Raw genomic sequence first — 21,851 nt, 5'->3', positions numbered from 1 at the left:
GTGTGCCCGTGAAAGCCTCTGCAGCCCAGCAGCGTCTGCTGCTCGACCTCGCCGAACTCGATGCGGAGATCGCCAAGACCGCGCACAGCCGCAAGACGCTGCCCGAGGACGCCGAGCTCGCCGCGCTCACGACCGAGCTGGAGTCCGCGCGCGAGGACGTGGCGGCCTCGCGCGTGTCCGTCGATCAGCTCGCCGGGGTCGCCGACCGGCTCGACGGTGAGCTGACCGGCATGAACGACCATCTCACACGCGACAAGGAGACGATCGCGGGCGGACTGATCAGCCATAAGGCGCTCGTGGAGCTCCAACACGAGGCGGAGTCGTTGGAGCGCCGTCGTGACGATCTCGAGAGCGAGATGCTCGAGTTGATGGAGCAGCAGGAAGCCACCTCGGCCGAGGCCGATCGGGCCGAGGCGACGCTGTTGACGCTCACCGAGAAAGAACTCGATCTGGTGGCTCGACGAGACGAGTCGGCGCGGGCGGTGGACGCGCGGTCGGCCGATCTCACCGAACGACGAGGCGCGATGGCCGCGTCGATCGACGCCGAACTCGTCGGGATCTACGACAGGCTGCGCGGGCGCGGGCAGGTCGGCGCCGGACTGGTCCAGGCGCGGCGCTGCGGCGCGTGCCGGATGGAGTTGGACCCCCGGACGCTGTCGCGGATCGCAGCGGCCGATGAGGACGAGGTGATCCGGTGCGAGGAATGCGGTGCGATCATGGTGCGCACCAGCCATTCCGGCCTGCCGGGACAGGGGCGCCGGAGTGAGTGACTCGACCGCGCCCGCTCCGAGCTGGCAGGGCCAGACGGCACCGCCGACGCGCATCGTCCTGCTGCGTCACGGCCAGACACCGCTGTCGGTGGAGCGTCGCTACTCCGGCCACGGCGATCCCGCACTGACCGACCTGGGCCTCGAACAGGCGACGGCGGCCGCGACGCGACTCGTCGACACGCCGTTCGGGCCGATCGACGCGATCGTCTCGTCGCCGCTGATGCGCACACGGGCCACCGCCGAGTTCGCCGCTCGCGTCCTCGGGCTCGACGTCGCCGTGCACGACGGCCTCATCGAGACCGACTTCGGCGACTGGGAGGGCCTGACGTTCACCGAGGCGTCCCAGCGCGACGGCCGCCTGCACCGGAAGTGGTTGAGCGATGTGGACGTCGCACCGCCGAACGGGGAGAGCTTCGCCCAGGTGGGGCGGCGGATCGCGCAGGTCCGCGACGATCTCGTCGACCAGTACCCCGGCCAGACGGTGCTCGCGGTGAGCCATGTGACGCCGATCAAGACCTTCCTGCGCGGCGCGCTCGGGGTGGGACCCGAGCTGCTGTTCCGTCTGCATCTGGATCTGACGTCGTATTCGATCGTCGAGTTCTACCCCGACGGCGGGTCGGTGGTCCGGCTGGTGAACGACACCGCGCACCTGCAGTAGGCGCGGCTCACGGCATCCGGATGCCCGCCAGCTGGTGCGACTGGGCGACGATCGCGCCCGTCCGGTCGCGGACCGTACACGTCTCGTCGACGCGGTCACCCCGGATCAGGTTGGCCCGCAGCAGGACCTGCACGGGTCCCGGGACCGGCAGCGCGCGCACGTACGTCGACAGCGACAGCGTCGGCACCCAACCGGGCTCGGTGACGTCGAACGTCGCGGCGGGCATCACATCGGCGGCCAGGAGCAGCGAGAACGGATCGTGCGGTGCCTGATCGGGGAGGTCGAGCCAGCCCCGCATCTCGCCGATCCCGCGACCCCGGCCGCGGGTGAAGGCGAGCGATGAGTCCTCCATGTGCAGGTGGACGGTGTGCAGCAGCTCCACCGGGAACACCTCGCGCGGCGGGGCGAACCGGGGACACTCGGCGAACGGCAGACCCGCCGTGGGCTGGTCGGCCGACTCCCATTGCGGTGCGGTCGCCGCGGTGAGGTCGCCGAAGACGAACACCGTCTCCAGGCGCGGCGTTCCCTCCTGCGACAGTCGCGCACGGATCTGCGTCGCGGTCCGTCCCGAACGCAGGACCTCGGTGTCGAGCACGACGGCGCCGGGTCGGGGCGCCGCCACGAAGGTCGTCGTCGCCGCGACGACATGCGGATGCGGAGACGACGCCGTCGCCGCACGTGCGGCGATCGCCTGCAGGTAGCCGCCGTTGGGATTGCCGACCACCGTCCAGCGGGGATCGACCTCGGCGTGGAAACGGTGCGGATCGTCGGTCGCCGTGACGGTGGTCGCCCGGGTGAAGTCGTCGGTCATCGATCAGTCCTCTCGGTCGTCGGCGGCGCGGACGCGCACATCGATGTCGTCGGTGGCGAGTTCGTGCCCAGCCGCGCAGGTCACATGCACCTGCACCGGCTCACCGCATCCGGTGTGCGTCAGTTCGACGGGCGGCAGCGAGTCGGCGTGCGTCGATCCCCAGGCGAACAGGCCGAGGACGACGGGCATGAGGTCGGTGCCCGCCGGGGTGAGGACGTACTCGTCGCGGACCCGCGCGCCGTCGTCCCGATAGGGGCGTCGTTCCAGCAGCCCGGCCTCGGTGAGGGCCTTGAGGTTCGACGCCGTGGTCGCCGTCGACATCCCCACCAACGACGCGAAGTCGGCGAACCGGCTCGTGCCGTAGAACGCCTCGCGCATGATCAGCATCGCGTTCCGCGAGCCGACCACCTTCATCGCCTTCTCCACCGGGCACCGGCCCTGAATCGTCCACGTCGACCGATCGGCGAGTTGTTCCCGCAGGTGCATCGCGACTCCTCCTCTGGCTTTTGTCAACTGAAGTCAAATGCTAGCATTCCGTCTGACTTCATCCAATTAAAGTTAGGAATGATGATGGACGGCTCCAAATTGCCGGGCGCGACAGTCCTGGTGACCGGATCGACGGGCGGCCTGGGTCGCGAATTCGTGCGGCAGGCGCGTGCACGGGGTGCGACGAAGGTCTACGCCGCGGCCCGCCGCGACGTCGACTGGGACGATCCGCGGATCGTGCCGTTGCGCCTGGACGTCGCCGACCCCGATGCGATCGCGGCCGCGGCGGTCGCGGCGAACGACGTCGACGTGCTCGTCAACAACGCGGGCGGCGGCGGCGACCCCTCGCTGTTGACCACCGACCTCGCCGACATTCGGGCGACGTTCGAGACCAACGTGTTCGGGCCGCTGACGCTGGTGCGCGCGTTCGCGCCGGTCCTCGCCGCTCGCGGTGGCGGGGCGATCGTCGACGTCCACTCGGTGTTGAGCTGGTTGTCGCAACCGGGGTCGTATGCGGCGTCGAAGACGGCGCTGTGGGGACTCACCAACGCCTTGCGCATCGAACTCGCCGCACAGTCCACCCGGGTGGTCGGCGCGCACTTCGCCTACGTCGACACACCGATGACCGCCGGCCTCGACGTGCCGAAGTCGTCGGCGCGGGACATCGTCGGAGTGGTTCTCGACGGACTCGAAGCGGGCGCCACTGAGATCCTCGCCGATGACCTCACCGCGCAGATGCACGCGATGCTGCCGACCATCAGCAGCGGAGCATTCGCCGAGACGGCGCCGTACACCGGTGCGACGGCGCACGACTCCGAAGGCGGCGAACGATGAGCGACCTCTCCACGAGCCCGCCCGTCGTCGACGACGAGACGCCGACCAAGGCACCCGGACGCTGGGCCGCGCTCGCCGTCGTGTGCGTCGGGACGATGATGGCCTTCGTCAACGTGTCCTCGACGATCGGTGCGCTCACGACGATCCAGGACGACCTCGGCGCGTCGATGACGCAGGTCGTCTGGATCACCAGCGCCTACAGTCTCGTGGTCGCCACCCTGATCCTCGCCGCGGGCACACTCGCCGACATCGTCGGACGGCGGACGGTGTTCGGTGTCGGTTCCCTCGTATTCGTAGTCGGGAGCCTGGGCGCCTTCTTCTCGGGATCGGCCGCCGCGCTGATCGCCACCCAGGCGGTGATGGGGCTCGGCGGAGCGATGATCCTTCCCGCCGGGCTCGCCGTGGTCAGCCAGCTCTTCGTGCATCCGAAGGAGCGCACGGAGGCGGTGTCGATCTGGGCGGGCAGCTCCGGTCTGGGGCTGGCCGTCGGGCCGTTGTGCGCGGGTCTTCTCCTGGCGCATCTGTCCTGGCACTCGGTGTACCTCATCAACGTGGTCCTCGGGGTGATGACCCTCGTCGGCACCATCGCGTGGGTGCCGGAGACCCGTCAGACCGGCCGTCGCCTGGACCTGATCGGCATCGCGTCGGGCACCGTCGCCGTCGGCGCGCTCACCTTCGGGATCATCGAGGGCAAGCCGCTCGGCTACGCATCGCCGACCATCCTCGCCTGCTTCGTCGTCGCGGTCGTCGCACTCGTCGGATTCGGCTGGTACGAGGCGCGGCACGACGATCCGATGGTCGACGTACGACTGTTCGCGTCCGGCTCGTTCAGCGCGGTGATGGGGGTCGCGACGGTCACCATGTTCGGTTTCACCGGCACCGCGCTGCTGACCGTCCTGTATCTCCAGCATGCGCAAGGCGTGTCGGCGCTCGGTGCGGGCGTGCGGACGCTGGTGATGTTCGTGCCGTTCATTCTGCTCAGTCCCGTGGCGGCGAGACTGGCCCAGCGCATCGGCTTCAAGTTCCTGTTGTCGATCGGTCTGGCGATCATGTCCGCGGGCATCTTCCTGTTGCTGTTCGCCGTCCCCGGACGCGACTTCGCGCACCTGTGGCCGGGACTGTTCGTCGTCGGAGTCGGCAGCGGACTGCTGATCGCACCGTCGACCGCGGCCGCCATCATCAGCGTCCGCCACGAGCAGGCGGGCATGGCGAGTTCGGCGGTCAACATGTTCCGGCAGCTCGGCAATGTGCTGGGCGCCAGTGTGCTGGGCACGATCCTGACCACGGGCTTCGCATCGCGACTCGGCGAACGGCTGACCGATGCCGGACTGCCGGGCCCGACGGCCGACACGATCGTCGACGGTGCGGAGAACGGAGCGAGCACCGCGGGCCTGCCGCCCGCCGTCGCCTCGGTGGTCGATCGTGCGGTGACCGTCGCCTTCACCGATGCGTTCCACGTCGGTGTCCTCGTCGCGGCGATCGTCGTCCTCGCGGTGGTGGTGCCCACGCTCGTGTGGGTCCGGCACCGGCCTGCGAGCTGAGGGGTCTGGGGTATTCTCGAACGGCGAACGAGCCGACCGGGCGGCCGCGGCGAGGAGAACCACGCGATCCATCGCGCAGGCTCACCGCCGAGGAAAGTCCGGACTCCACAGAAGCAGGGTGGTTGCTAACGGCAACCCGGGGCGACCCGCGGGACAGTGCCACAGAGAACAGACCGCCCCTCCGCTCGCGGAGAGGTAAGGGTGAAACGGTGCGGTAAGAGCGCACCAGCGACGCGGGTGACCGCGACGGCTCGGTAAACCCCACCCGGAGCAAGGCCGAAGTCCGCACCGCGCGCGGTGCGGATGCGCGAGTGTACGAGGACTGCTCGTCCGAGCTCGCGGGTTGGCTGCTTGAGGCACCCGGCGACGGTGTGTCCAGATGGATGGTCGCCACCGGTCCTTCGGGGCCGGAACAGGATCCGGCTTACACGTCGGCTCGTTCGCCCTCGTCGCACCGGCCGATCGTGCGGAGGGCTCCCGCTGATCGGAGTCGAGATACATTCGACTCATGCAGCGCAGAGTCTTCGCACCGGCCATCGACTTCGACCGTCTTCGCGCGGAGCTCGACCTCACCGTGGACTTCGCGCCGGAGGCGGTCGCCGAGGCGCGCGGCGCCGTCGATCGGTTCGCCGACGATCGCGTCGACCGGACCGACGTCGAGTTGGTGACGATCGATCCGCCGGGGTCGCAGGACCTCGATCAGGCGCTCCGGGTGGTGGCCGACGGCGACGGTTTCGTCGTCCACTACGCGATCGCCGACGTGGCCGCACTGGTCGAACCGGGTGGAGCGGTCGACGCCGCCAGCCGCGACCGCGGACAGACGATGTACTTCCCGGACGGCAGCGTGCCGCTGCACCCGCGTGACCTGTCGGAGGGGATCGGCTCCCTGCTGCCCGATCAGGTGCGTCCCGCCGTCCTCTGGACCGTGCACGTCGACGCGGCGGGCGAGGTGACCGACGTCGACCTCGAACGCGCGACGGTCCGCTCCCGCGAGAGATTCGACTACGCCGGTGTCATGGCCGACCACGAGGCGGGCCGTCTCCATCCGTCGATCGCCGCGCTGCCGACGTTCGGCCAGACCAGGCTCGACTGGTCGCTGCGCCGCGGCGCCGTCCAACTCGATCTGCCCGATCAGGAGATCGTGCCGCACCGGGGCGGCCGGGCGTGGACGCTGCAACTCGCGCCGCGGACTCCGGCGGACAACTGGAACGCACAGGTGTCGCTGCTCGTCGGCATGTGCGCGGGCGAGATCCAGCGCAAGGCCGGCATCGGGCTGCTGCGCACCGTACCGCCCGCATCCCACGAGGCGGTCACCGAACTGCGCGCCGCCGCGCGTCATCTCGGCGTCGACTGGAGTGAGGGGGCGTCTCCCGGAGAATTCCTCGCTTCGCTGCCCGCACACGAGCCGACGACGCTCGCGTTGATGACGGTCGGCGCGCGGCTCATGCGTGGTTCGGGCTACCTGGTCCTCGAACCGGGGACCGACTACCCGGACGACGACGTGGTGCACGCGGGTGTCGGCGGCGAGTACTCGCACGTCACGGCGCCACTGCGTCGTCTCGCCGACCGATTCGCCACGGAGACGTGCCTGGCCGTGACGGCCGGTCGGGACGTTCCCGAGTGGGTCACCGCTGCGCTGGGCCCCGCGCGGAAGAAGATGGCGTCGTCGGACCAACTGGCCTCGACCGCCGAACGACGCAGCGTGGACCTCACCGAGGCAGTAGTGCTCGCCGACCAGATCGGCGCACGCTTCGACGCCGTCGTCATGCGCGATGCGAGCGGTGACCGGGCCGCCGAGGTGTTCATCCCCTCGCCCGCGATCATCGGCGCCTGCGACGGCGCCCCCTCTGCGGGAACGCGGTGCACTGTGGAGGTGACCGTGGCCGACGCGGCCGAGGGCGTGGTCCGCTTCCGCGTCGCGGGCTAGTGTCCTTCTCCGATCGATTCTCGCCCGTTCGCCGGAGCTGTCTCGATCCGCGGGGCGCGGACATCGCTCAGAGGGGAGCCGCGACTCCCGACCGGTTCACAACTTCCGGTACGCCTTCACGGCTTTGCGTCCGCGAGCTTCCTCCCGTGCGTCGATGCGGCCGAGCACGAACATCGCCGCGGGGCTCAGTGGGGTGCGCTCGGCGACCTCGGCCAGACGGGCGCGATTCACCGCGGTGTCGTTGAACACGCCGAGCTGGGTCTGGACGGCCTTGGCGAACGCGCCGATCTCGGCGAACGACGATCGACGCAGCGAATCGGCGGACTCGGCCGTGTAGCGGGTGGCCTTGGCGCGCTTGCGGATCGTGTGCAGCTGTTCCACCCAGTCGGGCGACCACGCGTCGTAGTCGCGCAGATTCCGCTGGGCCTTCTTCAACCGTCGGTACGACGCCGCGATCGCCTCGGCGGCCACCTCGCGGGCCGGACTGTCGGCGTCCGGTCCGGGGGTCGGTGCGTCGACGAGATGGTCCAGATCGTCGAGCAGTGCGAGGTAGCGTTCGGTCGACAACGCGAAGCGCATCGACTTGAGCGCGCGTTCGTGGCGGATCCGCTCGCCCTCGATGAGGACCCCGACGAGGTCCCCGGGCGCGTGTTCGCGCGCGAGCATCAACTCGTTGGTCTCCAACGCGACCTCGAGATCGCGGGCGTCGCCGAGCACCTCGCCGAGCAGTTTGAGTTCGTCGGCGATCGGCCTCGTCTGCTCCGGTGCGATCACCAGCGGATACGACGTCAGCACCGAACGCAGCTTGCGGGCGGCGACTCGCATCTGGTGGACCGCGTCGGGTGCGTCCTCGCGGGCCAACGGATCGTAGGCGACCAGCGCGTCGCGGTGGGCGGCCAGATCGAACAGGACCAGTTCGAGTGCCGTCGACTTCTTGCCTGCGGCGCGGCGTTCGACGTCGGTCGGTGTCGAACCGATGGCGCGTGCGAGTTTCGACACGCTCGACGCCTTCCGGGCGCCGGCCTCCCTGAGGAACGCCTTGGCGCGCTTGAGGAGGGCGCCGTCGCCGTGGACGAGTTCGAACTCCCATTCGGCCCATCGGGTCACCTCGCCGCCGGGCAGCAGCGACTCCGCCGACACCAGGTCTTCACAGAAGACGGCCAGTTCACGGCCCTCGGCGTCGAAGACGGACGTCACGGTGCGATCGGTGGTGATCGTCGCGACGGGAACGAGCTCGCCGAGACGGACGATCGAGGCGATCTGGTCGCGCAGCACGGTGGGTACACCGTCATCGGCGGGCGCGTCGTCGAAGGAGACGCTCATCTCACGGCGCGCCGCTTTGGTCGTCGACGGCCGCTTGAGGTGCCAGCCGCCGTCCGTGCCGCCGGTCCGCCGACGCAGTGTGGTGCGGTTGCGGGCCAGCACGGTGTCGGCGGTGTCGTAGTAGGTGGCCTCGAGGAGGTAAGTGGCCGGCTCGCCGACCCGTCCGTCCGGGACCAGACCCGCCAGGTCGGGCGCGGGCAGTCCCGCGTCCACATCGAACTTCAGCTCGATCTCGAGGGACTCGTGGGCGCTCATTCTCTTATGCTCCTGTGTGGGATCAACCAGCGGAAACAGCGAATCGGTCGGTGGCTTCGACCAGGTGATGAACGATACCCGGCTCGAACGATGCGTGCCCGGCGTCGTCCACGACGTGCAGGTCGGCCGACGGCCACGCGCGGTGCAGATCCCACGCGCTGCGCATGGGGCAGACGACGTCGTAGCGGCCCTGCACGATCACGGCGGGGATGTGCTCGATCCGGGCGACGTCGCGGAGCAGCTGCCCTTCGTCGAGGAAGCCGCGGTGGGTGAAGTAGTGGTTCTCGATGGTGGCGAAGGCGAGGTCCCACGGGCCGCCGTCCCCGGACGCGGGTCGCGGTGCGAGGTGGCTGGTGCGTCCCTCCCAATCGGCCCACGCGCTGGCTGCTCGCTGAGCGAGCTCGCGGTCGTCGCCGGTGAGCAACCGGTGGTAGACGGCGACGAGGTCGCCGGCACGCTCGGTCTCCGGAATCGGCTCCAGATACCGCTCCCACGCGTCGGGGTAGATGTTGGCGGCGCCGCCGTTGTAGTACCAGTCGATCTCGCTGCGGCGCAGCAGGAAGATCCCGCGCAGCACGAGTTCGGTGACGCGCTCGGGGTGAGTCTGCGCGTAGGCCAGGCCGAGGGTGGAGCCCCACGATCCGCCGAACACCTGCCAGCGGTCGACGCCCAGATGCTCGCGCAGCTTCTCCATGTCGGCGATCAGGTTCTGCGTCGTGTTGACCGAGAGGTCCGCGCCGTCGGAGATGTGCGGTGTGGACTTGCCGCAGCCGCGCTGATCGAACAGCACGATCCGGTACTTCGCCGGATCGAAGAAGCGGCGTTGATCGGCGGATGTTCCGCCGCCGGGGCCGCCGTGCACGAAGACCACCGGCTTCCCGTCGGGGTCGCCGGTGGTCTCCCAGTAGATCTGCTGTCCGTCACCGACGGACAGACGGTCGGACGCATACGGCTCGATCTCCGGGTACAGGGTGCGCATGCGTTCGACCCTATCGGTCAGTACGAATGCTCGGGACCGGGGAACGACGCCGAGGCGACCTCGCTCGCGTACTGGCGAGCGGCGTTGCCGAGTTCCTCGCCGATGTTCGCGTACTTCTTGACGAACTTGGCGGTCTTGCCGTGGGTGTAACCGGCGGCGTCCTGCCAGACCAGGACCTGTGCGTCGGTCTCGTTGCCCGCGCCGATGCCGACGGTGGCGATGGTGAGCTTGCGGGCGATCTGCCCCGCGATGTCGGCGGGCACCATCTCCATGACCACGGAGAAAGCGCCGGCCTCCTGAACGGCGATCGCGTCGGTGACGAGCTGGTCCGAGGCGTCGCCCCGACCCTGGACGCGGTAGCCGCCGAGGCCGTTGACGCTCTGCGGGGTGAAGCCGATGTGTGCCATGACCGGGATGCCCGCGGCGGTCAGTGCGGCGATCTGCGGCGCGACGCGTTCACCGCCCTCGAGCTTGACCGCGTGCGCGCCGGTCTCCTTGAAGATGCGGACGGCCGACTCGAGTGCCTGCTGGGGACCGCTCTCGTAGCTGCCGAACGGCAGGTCGACGACGACGAGGGCGTGCGGTGCGCCGCGCACCACGGCGCGCGCGATGACGATCATCTCGTCGATGCTGACGGGAATGGTGGTGTCGTAGCCGAAGACGACGTTGCCCGCGGAGTCGCCGACGAGCAGGACCGGGATCTCGGCCTCGTCGAAGATGCGGGCGGTGGAGTAGTCGTAACAGGTGAGCATCGCCCACTTGTGGCCTTCAGACTTCCACTTCGCGATGTGCTGAATGCGGGTCGGGCGGCGCGGCGACGACACGGGCGCGGCGGAACCGTACGGGTTTGCTTCCGACATGACTTGCCTCATTTCTGCCTCGAGTCCCGCGGAGCGGGTACCCGGGTTGGTGTGGACGCCCTCGATTGTTCCACCGCGGACCGGAGATCGGCAGGGGCGCAATGGTGGGGTTCGTCACAGGATGTTCGAGCAGCGGCGGACCCCGTGCCTGCATCGCACCGACTCGCCGCAGCGGCCGGTGGGACACGAGGAGTCGAGTGCCCGGCACCGAACGGGACGGTGTAACACGCGCGTAACGGCAGGGCACTAGGGTTCGAGTATGGATCGCCAACAGGAATTCGTGCTGCGCACCCTCGAGGAGCGCGACATCCGCTTCGTCCGGCTGTGGTTCACCGACATCCTCGGCTATCTGAAATCGGTGGCGATCGCGCCCGCCGAGCTCGAAGGCGCGTTCTCCGAGGGCATCGGATTCGACGGTTCGGCGATCGAGGGCTTCTCCCGCGTGTCCGAGGCGGACACCGTCGCCAAACCCGATCCGTCGACGTTCCAGATCCTGCCGTGGATCAGCGACGACAAACAGTACTCGGCGCGCATCTTCTGCGATATCGCGATGCCCGACGGCACCCCGTCGTGGGCCGATCCGCGCAACGTGCTGCGTCGTCAGCTCAACAAGGCGGCCGATCAGGGATTCACCTGCTACGTTCACCCGGAGATCGAGTTCTTCCTCCTCAAGGACACGCCGTTCGACGGCACCCCGCCCATCCCGGCCGACGGCGGCGGCTACTTCGACCAGACGTTCCACCACGAGGCGCCCAACTTCCGTCGGCACGCGATCGACGCGCTCGAGTCGATGGGGATCTCCGTCGAGTTCTCCCACCACGAGGGTGCGCCCGGCCAACAGGAGATCGACCTGCGGTACGCGGACGCCCTGTCGATGGCCGACAACGTGATGACCTTCCGCTACCTGGTGAAGCAGGTCGCCTTCAACGACGGCGTCCGCGCCACCTTCATGCCGAAGCCGTTCACCGAGCACCCCGGATCGGCGATGCACACGCACCTGAGTCTGTTCGAGGGAGACAGCAACGCGTTTCACGATCCGGACGACCCGCTGCAGCTCTCGCCGGTCGGCAAACAGTTCGTCGCCGGAATCCTCCAGCACGCCAACGAGATCAGTGCCGTCACCAACCAGTGGGTCAACAGCTATAAGCGACTGGTCTACGGCGACGAGGCACCGACCGCGGCCACCTGGGGGCGCGCCAACCGGTCGGCGATGGTGCGGTTGCCGCTGTATACGCCGAACAAGGCGTCGTCGCGTCGCGTGGAGGTGCGCAGCCCCGACTCCGCATGCAACCCGTACCTGGCGTTCGCGGTGATGTTGGCCGCCGGGCTCAAGGGCATCGAGGAGGACTACGAGCTGCCCGAGGAGGCCGAGGACAACGTGTGGGCGTTGACGCCTGCCGAGCGCCGCGCGATGGGGTACAAGGAGCTGCCCGGTTCGCTCGCCGAGGCGCTCACCGCGATGGAGGGGTCCGAGCTGGTCGCCGAGACGCTCGGCGAGCACGTCTTCGACTACTTCCTGCGCAACAAATGGGCCGAGTGGACGGCCTACCGAGGCCGGGTGACTCCGTTCGAACTCGAGAGCTACCTGCCGCTGTAAGGGGTGCATGTGACTAGGCCAGGACGGTCCGCAGTCCCGAGCCCGGGTCGGCTCGGGCTGCTCGACGAGAACGCTCGGGAACACCTCGTCGCTCTCGGGTGGTTCGGCTCCGACACGGCAGACCTGCTGTGGTCGCTCTCGCGGGCGCCCGACCCCGATCTCGCGCTGCGCGCACTCATCCGACTCCGCGAGCGCGACGACGAATCGTGGCCGCAGATCGATCGGTTGCTGCGCTCGTCCAAGCCGTTCCGCGGCCGACTGCTGTCGGTGCTCGGGTCCTCGGATGCGCTCGCCGATCACGTCATCGCCGAACCGGAGTCGTGGCGACTGCTGATCGACGACGGGATGCCGACCGTCGAGCAGTCGCGTGGCGCGTTGCTGGCCTCCGTCGACGCGGCCGCCGAACCGGGCGCCGGCGACACCGACCTGGTGTTTCGTGCCACGGTCACCGGCCCCGATGCGATCGGCGCGCTGCGGCGCGCGTACCGGGACCAGATCCTGATCCTGGCCGCGCACGATCTCGCGGCGACCGTCGAAGACGAACCCGTCCTGTACCTGCCGGAGGTGGGCGGACGCCTGGCCGATCTCGCCGACGCCGCGCTCACGGCGGCCCTGGCCGTCGCGATCGCCGAGGTCCTCGGCGACGCGCCGTTGGAGAACCGGATCGCCGTCGTCGCCATGGGCAAGTGCGGTGCGCGCGAGCTCAATTACGTCAGCGACGTCGACATCGTGTTCGTCGCCGAACCCGCCGATGCGACCTCGGCACGGATCGCGGGCGAGATGATGCGCATCGGTTCCCTGGCCTTCTTCGACATCGACGCCGGTCTACGCCCGGAGGGCAAGTCGGGGGCGCTGACCCGCACTCTGGAGTCGCATATCGCCTACTACACGCGGTGGGCCAAGACCTGGGAGTTCCAGGCGCTCCTCAAGGCGCGTCCGATGACCGGCGACATGGCGTTGGGCCGCGACTACGTGATCGCCATGTCGCCGATGGTGTGGGACGCCTCCGAGCGCGACGACTTCGTCGTCGAGGTGCAGACCATGCGGCGGCGCGTGGAATCGTTGGTGCCCGTCGAACACAAGGCGCGCAATCTGAAACTCGGCCGCGGAGGTCTGCGCGACGTCGAGTTCGCCGTGCAGCTCCTGCAGATGGTCCACGGCCGCGTGGACGCCTCGCTGCGCGTCCAGGCGACCGTCGACGCCCTCGACGCGTTGACCGCGGGCGGCTACATCGGTCGCGACGACGGCGCGAACTTCGCGGCGTCGTACCAGTTCCTTCGGCTGCTCGAGCACCGGCTCCAGCTGCAGCGGCTCCAGCGGACCCATCTGCTGCCCGACCCCGACGACGAGGCCGCCGTGCGGTGGCTCGCCCGGGCCGCGCACATCCGTCCGCAGGGTGACCGCGGCGCGGCGCAGGTGCTCGACCGAGAGCTGCGCAGCCAGCTCGCCCGCGTTCGTCAACTGCACGAGAAGCTGTTCTACCGTCCACTGCTGGAGTCGGTGGCCCGGCAGGAGAAGGGTCTGCTGCGTCTGACCGACGACTCGGCGATGCGGCAGCTGGCCGCGCTCGGCTACGCGATGCCCGACCGGGCGTTGGCCCACATCCGAGCGTTGGCATCCACTCCCGGGCGCTCGGGCGCCATCCAGTCGTTGATCCTGCCGGGGCTGCTCGAGCACATCAGCGATGCACCCGACCCCGATGCGGGACTGCTCAACTACCGCAAGCTCAGTGAGCAGATGGGCACCACCGACTGGTATCTGCGGCTGCTGCGCGACGACGGTGTGGTCGCGGAGTCGTTGATGCGGGTGCTCGGCACCAGCGAGTTCATCGCGGATCTGCTGATGCGCTCGCCCGACGTGATCGCGCTGTACTCGACGGGGGCGACGGGTCCCAAGCTCACCGAGGTCGATTCGGCCGACGTCGCCAAGGGACTGCGCGCATCGATGCGCCGGGCCAAGGACCTGACGAAGGCGATCGCCGTCGCCCGCTCGCATCGGCGGGCCGAACTCGCGCGCATCGCGTCGGCGGACATCCTCGGTCTGATGAGTGTGCAGCAGGTGTGCCGTGCGTTGTCGACCGTGTGGGCGGCAGTCCTCGACGCGGCGCTGGACAAGGTGGTCGAGGAGTCGCTGCGCACCCGGGACGGCGACGCTCCGGCGCGGATCGCGGTGATCGGGATGGGCCGCCTCGGCGGCAGCGAACTCGGGTACGGCTCGGACGCCGACGTGCTGTTCGTCTGTGACCCGGTCGACGGGGCCGACGAGTCGGAGGCCGTCAAGTGGGCGCAGACCGTTGCCGAGCAGGTGCGGTCGATGCTCGGATCGCCGAGCGCCGATCCTCCGTTGGAGGTCGACGTCGGTCTACGACCCGAGGGCCGCAACGGTCCGGTGGTGCGCACCCTCGCGTCCTACAAGGCCTACTACGACCAGTGGGCTCAGGCGTGGGAGGTGCAGGCGCTGCTGCGTGCGCACGCCGTCGCCGGAGACGCCGAACTGGGACTGGACTTCCTGCACATGGTCGACGAGATCCGGTATCCGGCCGGTGGGGTCTCGCCCGACGCCGTCCGGGAGATCCGTCGGATCAAGGCGCGCGTGGACTCCGAACGTCTTCCGCGCGGTGCCGATCCGGCCACGCACACCAAACTCGGTCGCGGCGGTCTCGCCGACATCGAGTGGACGGTTCAGCTCACTCAGCTGAGGTACGCGCACGAGTACCCGTCACTGCACAACACGTCGACGTTGGAGACGCTCGAGGCCATCGAGGCCGAGAAGATCCTGTCGACCGATGAGGTGGAGATGCTCACGGACGCGTGGATCACCGCGACCCACGCGCGGAACGCTCTGGTCCTGGTGCGCGGAAAGCCCGTCGACCAGCTCCCCGGCCCGGGCCGTCAGCTGCGCGCCGTCGCGTATGCGGCCGGGTGGCCGCAGGAGGAGGCGACCGAGTTCCTCGAGCACTACATGCGGGTGACGCGCCGGGCGAAGGCCGTGGTGACCGAGGTGTTCGGCGGCTGAGGCTGCACGGCGACGATTTCGGCGCCGCGTCGGACGTCCCGTAGGCTTCCGGGGATGATCGGCGGCCAGGCGGCTGCGTCAGAAGTCTCGCCAGGCAGGAGAACACGTGGGGACCGTCCGCAGCAGTATCGGGCGTGCGCTCGCCGACGGCATCATCGCCTCGGTACGGATCGGGCAGCAGGTCACCAAACCCCTGCTCGTGATCGGAAACCAAGTGGTGCAACGGTTTCCGAAGGAGATCGTGCCGTTGGGGAGCGAGCACAACGATGCGCAGGGCCGTGTGGTCTACGACTTCTTCGCCGGTATCGGTCCGGAGCTGGCCAATCCCGGCGGCGATCTGCCGGGCGCCAACCGGTGGGACGATCCGCTCGACCCGGATCATCCGATCCCGGTGATTCTGATGCACGGCACCGGGGGAGGGGCTCAGACCAATTGGGGCACGTACGTGCCGTTGCTCACCGACGCCGGGTATTCGGTGTTCAGCATGACGTTCGGAGCCATCGAGGGCTCCCGCTGGCCGATCTCGGCACTCGGCGGGATGAAGCCGATCGAGGAGAGCGCGGGCGAGTTCGGCGAGTTCGTCGAGAAGGTGCTGGCCGCGACGGGCGCCGAGAAAGTCCATGTGGTGGGACATTCGCAGGGCACCCTGGTCCCGAACTACTGGGCCAAGTTCCTCGGTGGCGCCGACCGGATCGCCAAGTACGTGTCGTTGGCGCCGCTGTGGCAGGGGACCTCGGTGCTCGACGCCGCGAGCCTCGTGTTCACCGGCGCCAACAAGCGGTTCGGCCTCGATCCGGCGACGGTGATCCCGTGCCGTGCGCTCCCACAGATGATGGGCGGGTCGGAGTTCCTGACGAAGATGAACTCGGGCGGCGGTCCGTACGTGCCCGGTATCGAGTACACGAACATCTCCACCGTCCACGACGAGCTGGTGCGCCCGTTCACCTCCGGTCAGGTGCCCGGCGGCGACGGCGTGACGGTCCACAACATCGTGCTGCAGGCGGGCTGCGTCAAAGACCTGTCCGACCACCTGGGCATCTGCGGGTCACCCCGGGCGGCGGCTTATGTGGTCAACGCGCTCGACGACGAGCCGACCCGTGTGGTTCCGTGCCAGGTGGTGGCGCCGTTCTTCGGCAGCCCGCTGCTGCGTCGCACCGGCGGCGCACCCGAGCTGATCAAGCCGTTCGCGGCGATGCCGGGGAAGTAGGCACGAGTCAGTACGAGGTCGAGTCGAGGATCGTCAGCGCGAAGACCAGCGTGTCGGTGCCCCCGATCTTCGCATCCGGGTTACCGGACGGACCGTAGCCGTCGGCGGGCGTCATCGCCACCGCGACGGAGGCGCCGACCTTCTGCCCGACGAGCGCCTGACTGAAGCCCGGGACCACTTCGGCCGGGCTGAACTGCGCCGGTCTGCCGCGTTCGAAAGCGTTGTCGAACACGTCGCCCGTCTTCCCGTCGACTCCCTCGTAGCAGACGGTGACCATCGAATCGGAGTGCACATCCGCACCCGTGCCCGGGGTCAGCGTCTTCACCACGGTCTCGTCGACCGCGAACGGTTCGGTCACCGTGATCGACGGGGCGCGGTCGGCGGTCGGCGCGACGACGTTCACCGATCCCGACACGCCCTTGAGCGTCCAGTCGGCGGGAGTCGACGCCGCGGGAACCGAGGTCGGGCACGTCGTCGTCGACGCGGCGGCCGGCGCTGTGGAGTCGTCGGCGTTCGACGAGTCGTCCGACGAGCAGCTCGCCGATGCCAGCGCCGCGAGCGCGACCGGGACGAGGATGAGCGGCTTGAGCCGGGCGGCGCGACCGGGGATTTCTGGCCGGGGGGTCACTGGCCGGCCTGCGCGGGAGCGGGAGCCGCTGCCAGGCCCATGATCTTGACGGCGAACACGATGGTGTCCTCGCCGCCGATGTATCCGTCTCCGCCGCCTTCCTCGCCGTAGCCGTCCTTCGGCGGGATCACCACGGCGACGGTCGATCCGACGTTCTGTCCGACGAGGGCCTGCTTGAAGCCCTTCACCACGCCCTTGGGCTGGAAGGCGGTCGGCTCGCCCCGCTCGTACGCGCTGTCGAACACGCTCTCGGTGGTGCCGTTGACGCCCTCGTAGAAGACGTTGACGTTCGAGTCCTCGGCCACCTTCGGGCCCTTGCCCGCGATCAGCGTCTTGACTTGGGTCTCGTCGACGGAGAACGGGGTGGCGATCTCGATGAGCGGCGCCTGGTTCTTGGCGTCGTCGGTCACGGTGAACACCGCGCAGCCCGAGGTCCCCTCGACCTGCCAGGTCGGGTTGGCCTTGTATTCGGCGGGGACAGGCGGGCAGCCTTCTTCGGCCTTCGGCGAATCGTCCGACGAACAGCCGGCCAGCGCGAGGGCGGCGACGGCGGCGGGGACCAGGATCAGAGGCTTGAGCTTCATGGTTGGCCAGATTACCCGCAGGCCCCGCCGGGCAGCCGGTGCAGGTTCTCGGTGAGCCATGTCGCGACGCGGTCGAGGTTGCGAGTGCCTTCCTCGAAGGTCATCCCGGGCTCGTGGGTGCTGATCGACACCGCGACCCGGTCGCCGTCGGGGAGCCCGACCACTCCGATCTGTCGTACCAGGTATCCGCCGTCGGGCATCTCGCCCCAACCGCCCTTGACCGGGGTCTGGTCGCCGACACGCCGCAGCCCCCACTCCTGTACCCGCGAGACGTCGCGCATCAGCTCGACGATGTGGTCGCTGCCGGTCATGCACGGCAGGTTCGACGTCCAGGTGGCCGAGTCGGCCAGACTCCACATCGTCTCGCCGAGCATCGGGTAGTCGTCGCCGTGCCGACGTGCGGGACGGGTCGTGGTGTCGCCGCCCTCGCGCAGGACCGTCTCGAGTTCCCGCGACGCGTCGGCGGGATCACCGAGCGAACGTGTGAGCACGCGGGCCGACTCGTTGTCGGAGTCGACGACGGCGGCCGCCTCGGTACGGCTCATACCGTGCTTGCGTTCGGCGGCGAGCCCGAGGGGAGCCTTGATCGTCGACCACGCGGCGTGGACGTTCTGGTCGCCGGCGAGGATCGGATCGCCCCCGCCCACCGGCACGATCGCGATCCCGGTCGGAATCGGAAGCTTCAACGCGTCGAACGAGGACTGCAGATCGGCGGCCGAGGCCGTCGGCCGTGGAGTGGAGGTGCGAGTCGTTGTCGGGGTCCCGTCGTCGGTGGACCGCAGGAGGAGGTATCCGCCGACACCCAGTACTACCACCAGAGCCACGGCGATCACCGCGAGTGCCGGTGGCAGCGACGAGCGACTCTCGCCGTCGGGTCCGGCCCGATGGCGCCCTCCGTCTGAACTCACTCGACCTCCACATCATGTTGATACTCGACGTCGCAGCGTACCCGGTGACGAGTCCGGGCCGCGCATCGTGCCGATGACAGCCGCCGCGGTCGAGGCGGTTCGGCCGATGCGTGTGATCAGCGTGGATCGCCCGGCACGCCGGGTCGGTGTGATCGGTTCGACGGCTGCGGATCGCCATGAGCGGCCTCTCCGCCGCGCCGCACACGCCGCGTCGGCGGTCGGCGGACCAACCGGCGGCCGGTCCCTCGGAGGCCGTGAATCCGCCCGAGCGCGGCGACCGGAAGCGCGGTGGCGTCCTGGAACTGCGCGAGTCAGCAGTCGTAGTGGAGCGAGAACTCCGTGCAGGCAGTTTGCAATCACTGCCGACGACGGTTGAACCGACTCTTGCCAGGTCAGGGCGTTGCGTGTGTTTGGTGGAGATGTCCTGTTCTGGAGTTGCGGCGGACTTACCGCGGACTGCTTTCCCCGATCCGGAAAGTGGTGACAGAAGGGCGACAAGGGACACAAGCACTCCCTGACAGAACTGACAGAACCCGATCGAGGCAGCACTTCTGTCACTTCTGTCAGCTCCGGGAGCGAGCCCGGAATGCGAGGGCCACCGACACGACGACCAGTACGAGCGATGAGCCGCCCGCTACGACCAGAGCGGTCAACCAGGTACGCGGCCAACCCACCGCGACAACGGCTGCGGCGCATAGCGCGGCGGAGACCAAGATCGTCACCTGCGCACTCGACCACTGACCTCGAAGCGTACGGACTGCAGCAGACACAACGCCGGCCACGACGAGCGTCACCACCGCGAGGATCACACCCGCGAAGAACAATCCGATGAACACTGCTTTCACGATACGGATAGTTACAGCACCCCAGACGGCGATGCAGCCCCTACGGCTCGTGCGCAGCTAGCCTGTGGTGGTGGACGATGACGGTGCGCAGATTGTCGTCGACGGTGAAACATTCATCGTCAGACAAACAGACGGCGTGTGGACGTACGACTGGGTGTCCGGCCCGAACCCCAACTACGGATTCTCCGGCCGCGTTCGCGGGTTCGAGTACATCGATGCCGGCGCCGGCACGATACTTCCCGGCTCGGGGAAGTACGTCGACCCGGCGCCCGACACGCCCCCTCCTGACCACGAGGAGGCGATCAGGGACTTTCTCGCGATGATCGACCCAGAGACCGGGTACATCGGGGACTGACTCCCCCGGAAGGCGGATTTTCCGGCTTGCGGGTATGCGAGCATCAGCAGTATGTCTTACACATACCGCGACTTCGAGTGGATTGAGGAGCGGTACCCATGGCTCGGGGTCGCATACTGCATCACCCTCGTTACAGACTGTGAGTCGACGGAACTGCTCGACGCACTGACAGGCCACGATCTGTCCAGCGTCACAGGACTCAGTGCGGTCAACGAGCAGAGTTGGGATTACCAAGACTGCGTCGGGACTGCAGCGTGCGGAACCGCCGCGTTGGCAATCGCCCCCAACAACACCGCCGGAAGTACGAAGCGCATCCTGTCCAGTCTCTCTACGGGCCGCACGGCAGTCACCCTCCATAGGAACGTCAACGCTGTGTCACGCGTATGCATCTGGACTGACAGTACTGAGATCGCAGATTTCGACCCCCTGCTAGGCGAATCAGCGTTGATTGAGGATAGAACAGTCTGGGCAACCCTTATGAGAGAAGCTGGCCTGGATCCTGAACAAGAAGGCCCCCAACCTGACGGCAAATTCCATGTTCTCGATGGATCCCTAGCGGTCGCCGCGAATTGCACGGGGGTACAGATCAGCTCCGAGGATCTGGTGTCAAACACATTCCTATGTGGAACGAGCGGCTAAAGGTGAAGGCCGACGGCCTGCCGGAGTCGTTCGGCTTTCACGATCGACGGCACAAGTCAGCACGGACGACGATGGACACACATGCACACCTCTGGGCCGACGCAGACGAATCGACCCGCTCGGTGATTGGAAAGGCAATCGCGGAGCGGGTCGATTCTATTGCGGACTGATAAGCAGTCCTAGCAGCTCAGAGGTCAGCAGTCGTAGTAGAGCGAGAACTCGTACGGGTGCGGACGGACCTGGATCGGTTCGATCTCGTTCTCGCGCTTGAGCGACACCCAGGTCTCGATGAGGTCCTCGGTGAACACGCCGCCCGTGGTGAGGTAGTCGTGATCGTGCTCGAGGCGGTCGATGACGGCGGCCAGCGAGGTCGGGGCCTGGGGGATGCCCTTGGCCTCCTCCGGCGGAAGCTCGTAGAGGTCCTTGTCGACGGGCTCGTGCGGTTCGATCTTGTTCTTCACGCCGTCGATACCCGCCATCATCATGGCGGCGAACGCGAGGTACGGGTTGCCGGAGCTGTCCGGGCAGCGGAACTCGACGCGCTTGGCCTTCGGGTTGTTGCCGGTCACCGGGATGCGGACGCATGCACTGCGGTTGCGCTGGCTGTAGACGAGGTTGATCGGAGCCTCGTAGCCGGGCACCAGACGCTTGTACGAGTTGATCGTCGGGTTGGTGAACGCCAGCAGCGACGGCGCGTGGTGCAGGATGCCGCCGATGTAGTGACGGGCGACGTCCGAGAGCCCGGCGTAACCCGACTCGTCGTGGAACAGCGGCTTGCCGTCCTTCCACAGCGACTGGTGCGCGTGCATGCCCGAACCGTTGTCGCCGAACAGCGGCTTCGGCATGAACGTGGCCGACTTGCCGTGCTGCCAGGCGGTGTTCTTGATGATGTACTTGAACAGCTGGACGTCGTCCGCGGCGTGCAGCAGCGTGTTGAACTTGTAGTTGATCTCGGCCTGGCCGCCGGTGCCGACCTCGTGGTGGCCGCGCTCGAGTTCGAAGCCCGACGCCGTCAGGTGACCGGACATCTCGTCGCGCAGGTCGACGTGGTGGTCGTACGGTGCGACGGGGAAGTACCCGCCCTTCGAGCGGACCTTGTAGCCCAGGTTGGGGGTGCCGTCCGGGTTCGTCGGCGACGCGGCGTTCCACCAGCCGGCCTCGGCCTCCACCTCGTAGTGCGTGGAGTTCATCTCGGAGCTGAACGAGACGGAGTCGAAGATGTAGAACTCGGCCTCGGCGCCGAAGAAGCAGGTGTCGGCGATGCCGGTCGAGAGCAGGTAGTCCTCGGCCTTGCGCGCGACGTTGCGTGGGTCGCGGCTGTAGGCCTCGCGCGTGAAGGGATCGTGGACGAAGAAGTTGATGTTCATCGTCTTGGCCTTGCGGAACGGGTCGATGCGCGCCGTCGCCGGGTCGGGCAGCAGCATCATGTCCGATTCGTCGATCGACTGGAAACCGCGGATCGACGATCCGTCGAACGCCAGGCCCTCGGTGAAGACGTCCTCGTCGAACGCTGCGGCGGGGATCGAGAAGTGCTGCATGGTGCCCGGCAGGTCGCAGAAGCGGATGTCGACGTACTCGACGCCTTCGGACTTGATTCCTTCGAGCAGCTCTTCGTTCGTGGTGTACACG

20 protein-coding genes and 1 other RNA gene are annotated in these 21,851 nt (G+C 68.3%); 11 read left to right on the top strand and 10 right to left on the bottom strand.

Annotated features, from left to right (window positions below; all coding sequences use genetic code 11):
• Positions 1-8 precede the first annotated feature (8 nt).
• Together BKA16_RS17560 and BKA16_RS17555 are read left to right on the top strand one after the other, a co-directional pair.
• Positions 9-770 carry a CT398-like coiled coil hairpin domain-containing protein gene (locus BKA16_RS17560; RefSeq protein WP_183371884.1) on the top strand — a complete coding sequence of 254 codons (762 nt, stop codon included), beginning with the start codon at positions 9-11 and terminating at the stop codon, positions 768-770.
• A complete protein-coding gene (locus BKA16_RS17555) occupies positions 763-1,428 on the top strand; it encodes a histidine phosphatase family protein (protein WP_183371883.1) in 666 nt (221 codons plus the stop codon). Before BKA16_RS17560 ends, BKA16_RS17555 begins: the two co-directional genes overlap by 8 nt.
• A 7-nt stretch (positions 1,429-1,435) precedes the next feature.
• Here BKA16_RS17555 and BKA16_RS17550 read toward each other — a convergent pair whose 3' ends face one another.
• A complete protein-coding gene (locus tag BKA16_RS17550; protein ID WP_183371882.1) occupies positions 1,436-2,239 on the bottom strand; it encodes a thioesterase family protein in 804 nt (267 codons plus the stop codon).
• Positions 2,240-2,242: 3 nt separating this feature from the next.
• Complete coding sequence (locus BKA16_RS17545) at positions 2,243-2,725, bottom strand: winged helix-turn-helix transcriptional regulator (protein WP_183371881.1); 483 nt, start codon at positions 2,723-2,725, stop codon at positions 2,243-2,245.
• A gap of 84 nt (positions 2,726-2,809) precedes the next feature.
• On the opposite strand from BKA16_RS17545, the gene BKA16_RS17540 reads away from it, so the two are divergent.
• The 4 genes from BKA16_RS17540 (at position 2,810) to BKA16_RS17525 (ending at position 7,027) form a co-directional block, all read left to right on the top strand.
• A complete protein-coding gene (locus tag BKA16_RS17540; protein WP_246371809.1) occupies positions 2,810-3,559 on the top strand; it encodes an SDR family oxidoreductase in 750 nt (249 codons plus the stop codon).
• On the top strand, positions 3,556-5,100 hold the full coding sequence (locus BKA16_RS17535; RefSeq protein WP_183371879.1) for an MFS transporter: 1,545 nt from the start codon (positions 3,556-3,558) through the stop codon (positions 5,098-5,100). The genes BKA16_RS17540 and BKA16_RS17535 overlap by 4 nt, the downstream gene beginning before the upstream one ends.
• A 28-nt stretch (positions 5,101-5,128) precedes the next feature.
• Positions 5,129-5,543: RNase P RNA component class A (gene rnpB / locus BKA16_RS17530), an RNA gene on the top strand.
• 65 nt (positions 5,544-5,608) lie between these two features.
• Positions 5,609-7,027, top strand: a complete 1,419-nt coding sequence (locus BKA16_RS17525; RefSeq protein WP_183371878.1) for an RNB domain-containing ribonuclease — start codon at positions 5,609-5,611, stop codon at positions 7,025-7,027.
• Between the two features lie 96 nt (positions 7,028-7,123).
• On the opposite strand, the gene BKA16_RS17520 is transcribed toward BKA16_RS17525, so the two are convergent.
• Genes BKA16_RS17520 through panB form a run of 3 tightly spaced genes read right to left on the bottom strand, consistent with a single transcriptional unit; the run spans position 7,124 to position 10,444 of the window.
• Positions 7,124-8,605 carry a CYTH and CHAD domain-containing protein gene (locus BKA16_RS17520; protein WP_183371877.1) on the bottom strand — a complete coding sequence of 494 codons (1,482 nt, stop codon included), beginning with the start codon at positions 8,603-8,605 and terminating at the stop codon, positions 7,124-7,126.
• 22 nt (positions 8,606-8,627) lie between these two features.
• A complete protein-coding gene (pip, locus tag BKA16_RS17515; RefSeq protein ID WP_183371876.1) occupies positions 8,628-9,584 on the bottom strand; it encodes a prolyl aminopeptidase in 957 nt (318 codons plus the stop codon).
• A gap of 17 nt (positions 9,585-9,601) precedes the next feature.
• Complete coding sequence (panB, locus tag BKA16_RS17510) at positions 9,602-10,444, bottom strand: 3-methyl-2-oxobutanoate hydroxymethyltransferase (protein ID WP_183371875.1); 843 nt, start codon at positions 10,442-10,444, stop codon at positions 9,602-9,604.
• A gap of 259 nt (positions 10,445-10,703) precedes the next feature.
• Between panB and glnA (BKA16_RS17505) the strand changes: the two genes are divergently transcribed.
• The 3 genes from glnA (BKA16_RS17505) (at position 10,704) to BKA16_RS17495 (ending at position 16,263) form a co-directional block, all read left to right on the top strand.
• The gene (glnA, locus tag BKA16_RS17505; RefSeq protein WP_183371874.1) at positions 10,704-12,041 is read left to right on the top strand and encodes a type I glutamate--ammonia ligase; all 1,338 of its coding nucleotides are present in this window, start codon (positions 10,704-10,706) and stop codon (positions 12,039-12,041) included.
• A gap of 9 nt (positions 12,042-12,050) precedes the next feature.
• Positions 12,051-15,056 carry a bifunctional [glutamine synthetase] adenylyltransferase/[glutamine synthetase]-adenylyl-L-tyrosine phosphorylase gene (locus BKA16_RS17500; RefSeq protein WP_387996004.1) on the top strand — a complete coding sequence of 1,002 codons (3,006 nt, stop codon included), beginning with the start codon at positions 12,051-12,053 and terminating at the stop codon, positions 15,054-15,056.
• 106 nt (positions 15,057-15,162) lie between these two features.
• A complete protein-coding gene (locus BKA16_RS17495; protein WP_183371872.1) occupies positions 15,163-16,263 on the top strand; it encodes an alpha/beta fold hydrolase in 1,101 nt (366 codons plus the stop codon).
• Positions 16,264-16,270: 7 nt separating this feature from the next.
• Here the strand turns inward: BKA16_RS17495 and BKA16_RS17490 are convergent, their stop codons facing one another.
• The 4 genes from BKA16_RS17490 to BKA16_RS17475 form a co-directional block, all read right to left on the bottom strand.
• The gene (locus BKA16_RS17490; protein WP_183373154.1) at positions 16,271-16,813 is read right to left on the bottom strand and encodes an FKBP-type peptidyl-prolyl cis-trans isomerase; all 543 of its coding nucleotides are present in this window, start codon (positions 16,811-16,813) and stop codon (positions 16,271-16,273) included.
• A 74-nt stretch (positions 16,814-16,887) separates the two neighbouring features.
• Positions 16,888-17,475 carry an FKBP-type peptidyl-prolyl cis-trans isomerase gene (locus tag BKA16_RS17485; protein ID WP_183371871.1) on the bottom strand — a complete coding sequence of 196 codons (588 nt, stop codon included), beginning with the start codon at positions 17,473-17,475 and terminating at the stop codon, positions 16,888-16,890.
• A gap of 11 nt (positions 17,476-17,486) precedes the next feature.
• The gene (locus BKA16_RS17480) at positions 17,487-18,383 is read right to left on the bottom strand and encodes a hypothetical protein (protein WP_183371870.1); all 897 of its coding nucleotides are present in this window, start codon (positions 18,381-18,383) and stop codon (positions 17,487-17,489) included.
• Between the two features lie 563 nt (positions 18,384-18,946).
• Positions 18,947-19,219, bottom strand: a complete 273-nt coding sequence (locus BKA16_RS17475) for a hypothetical protein (RefSeq protein ID WP_183371869.1) — start codon at positions 19,217-19,219, stop codon at positions 18,947-18,949.
• A gap of 79 nt (positions 19,220-19,298) precedes the next feature.
• On the opposite strand from BKA16_RS17475, the gene BKA16_RS17470 reads away from it, so the two are divergent.
• On the top strand, positions 19,299-19,583 hold the full coding sequence (locus tag BKA16_RS17470; protein ID WP_221246906.1) for a hypothetical protein: 285 nt from the start codon (positions 19,299-19,301) through the stop codon (positions 19,581-19,583).
• 51 nt (positions 19,584-19,634) lie between these two features.
• Complete coding sequence (locus tag BKA16_RS24335) at positions 19,635-20,222, top strand: DUF6461 domain-containing protein (RefSeq protein WP_221246904.1); 588 nt, start codon at positions 19,635-19,637, stop codon at positions 20,220-20,222.
• A 194-nt stretch (positions 20,223-20,416) separates the two neighbouring features.
• Here the strand turns inward: BKA16_RS24335 and glnA (BKA16_RS17465) are convergent, their stop codons facing one another.
• Complete coding sequence (glnA, locus tag BKA16_RS17465) at positions 20,417-21,850, bottom strand: type I glutamate--ammonia ligase (protein ID WP_183371867.1); 1,434 nt, start codon at positions 21,848-21,850, stop codon at positions 20,417-20,419.
• Position 21,851: the final 1 nt, after the last annotated feature.

Source organism: Gordonia humi (assembly GCF_014197435.1).
GTDB classification, from domain to species: domain Bacteria; phylum Actinomycetota; class Actinomycetes; order Mycobacteriales; family Mycobacteriaceae; genus Gordonia; species Gordonia humi.
The sequence above is the reverse complement of the archived record's forward strand: the minus strand, read 5'-3'. Positions and strand labels throughout refer to the sequence as shown.

Excerpts from the sequence above, each read along its gene's own strand:
- BKA16_RS17535 (WP_183371879.1), top strand. The coding sequence starts at position 3,556 with ATGAGCGACCTCTCCACGAGCCCGCCCGTCGTCGACGACGAGACGCCG.
- BKA16_RS17520 (WP_183371877.1), bottom strand. The coding sequence starts at position 8,605 with ATGAGCGCCCACGAGTCCCTCGAGATCGAGCTGAAGTTCGATGTGGAC.
- glnA (WP_183371874.1), top strand. The coding sequence starts at position 10,704 with ATGGATCGCCAACAGGAATTCGTGCTGCGCACCCTCGAGGAGCGCGAC.
- BKA16_RS17525 (WP_183371878.1), top strand. The coding sequence starts at position 5,609 with ATGCAGCGCAGAGTCTTCGCACCGGCCATCGACTTCGACCGTCTTCGC.
- BKA16_RS17540 (WP_246371809.1), top strand. The coding sequence starts at position 2,810 with ATGGACGGCTCCAAATTGCCGGGCGCGACAGTCCTGGTGACCGGATCG.
- BKA16_RS17550 (WP_183371882.1), bottom strand. The coding sequence starts at position 2,239 with ATGACCGACGACTTCACCCGGGCGACCACCGTCACGGCGACCGACGAT.
- BKA16_RS24335 (WP_221246904.1), top strand. The coding sequence starts at position 19,635 with ATGTCTTACACATACCGCGACTTCGAGTGGATTGAGGAGCGGTACCCA.
- panB (WP_183371875.1), bottom strand. The coding sequence starts at position 10,444 with ATGTCGGAAGCAAACCCGTACGGTTCCGCCGCGCCCGTGTCGTCGCCG.
- BKA16_RS17545 (WP_183371881.1), bottom strand. The coding sequence starts at position 2,725 with ATGCACCTGCGGGAACAACTCGCCGATCGGTCGACGTGGACGATTCAG.
- pip (WP_183371876.1), bottom strand. The coding sequence starts at position 9,584 with ATGCGCACCCTGTACCCGGAGATCGAGCCGTATGCGTCCGACCGTCTG.
- BKA16_RS17485 (WP_183371871.1), bottom strand. The coding sequence starts at position 17,475 with ATGAAGCTCAAGCCTCTGATCCTGGTCCCCGCCGCCGTCGCCGCCCTC.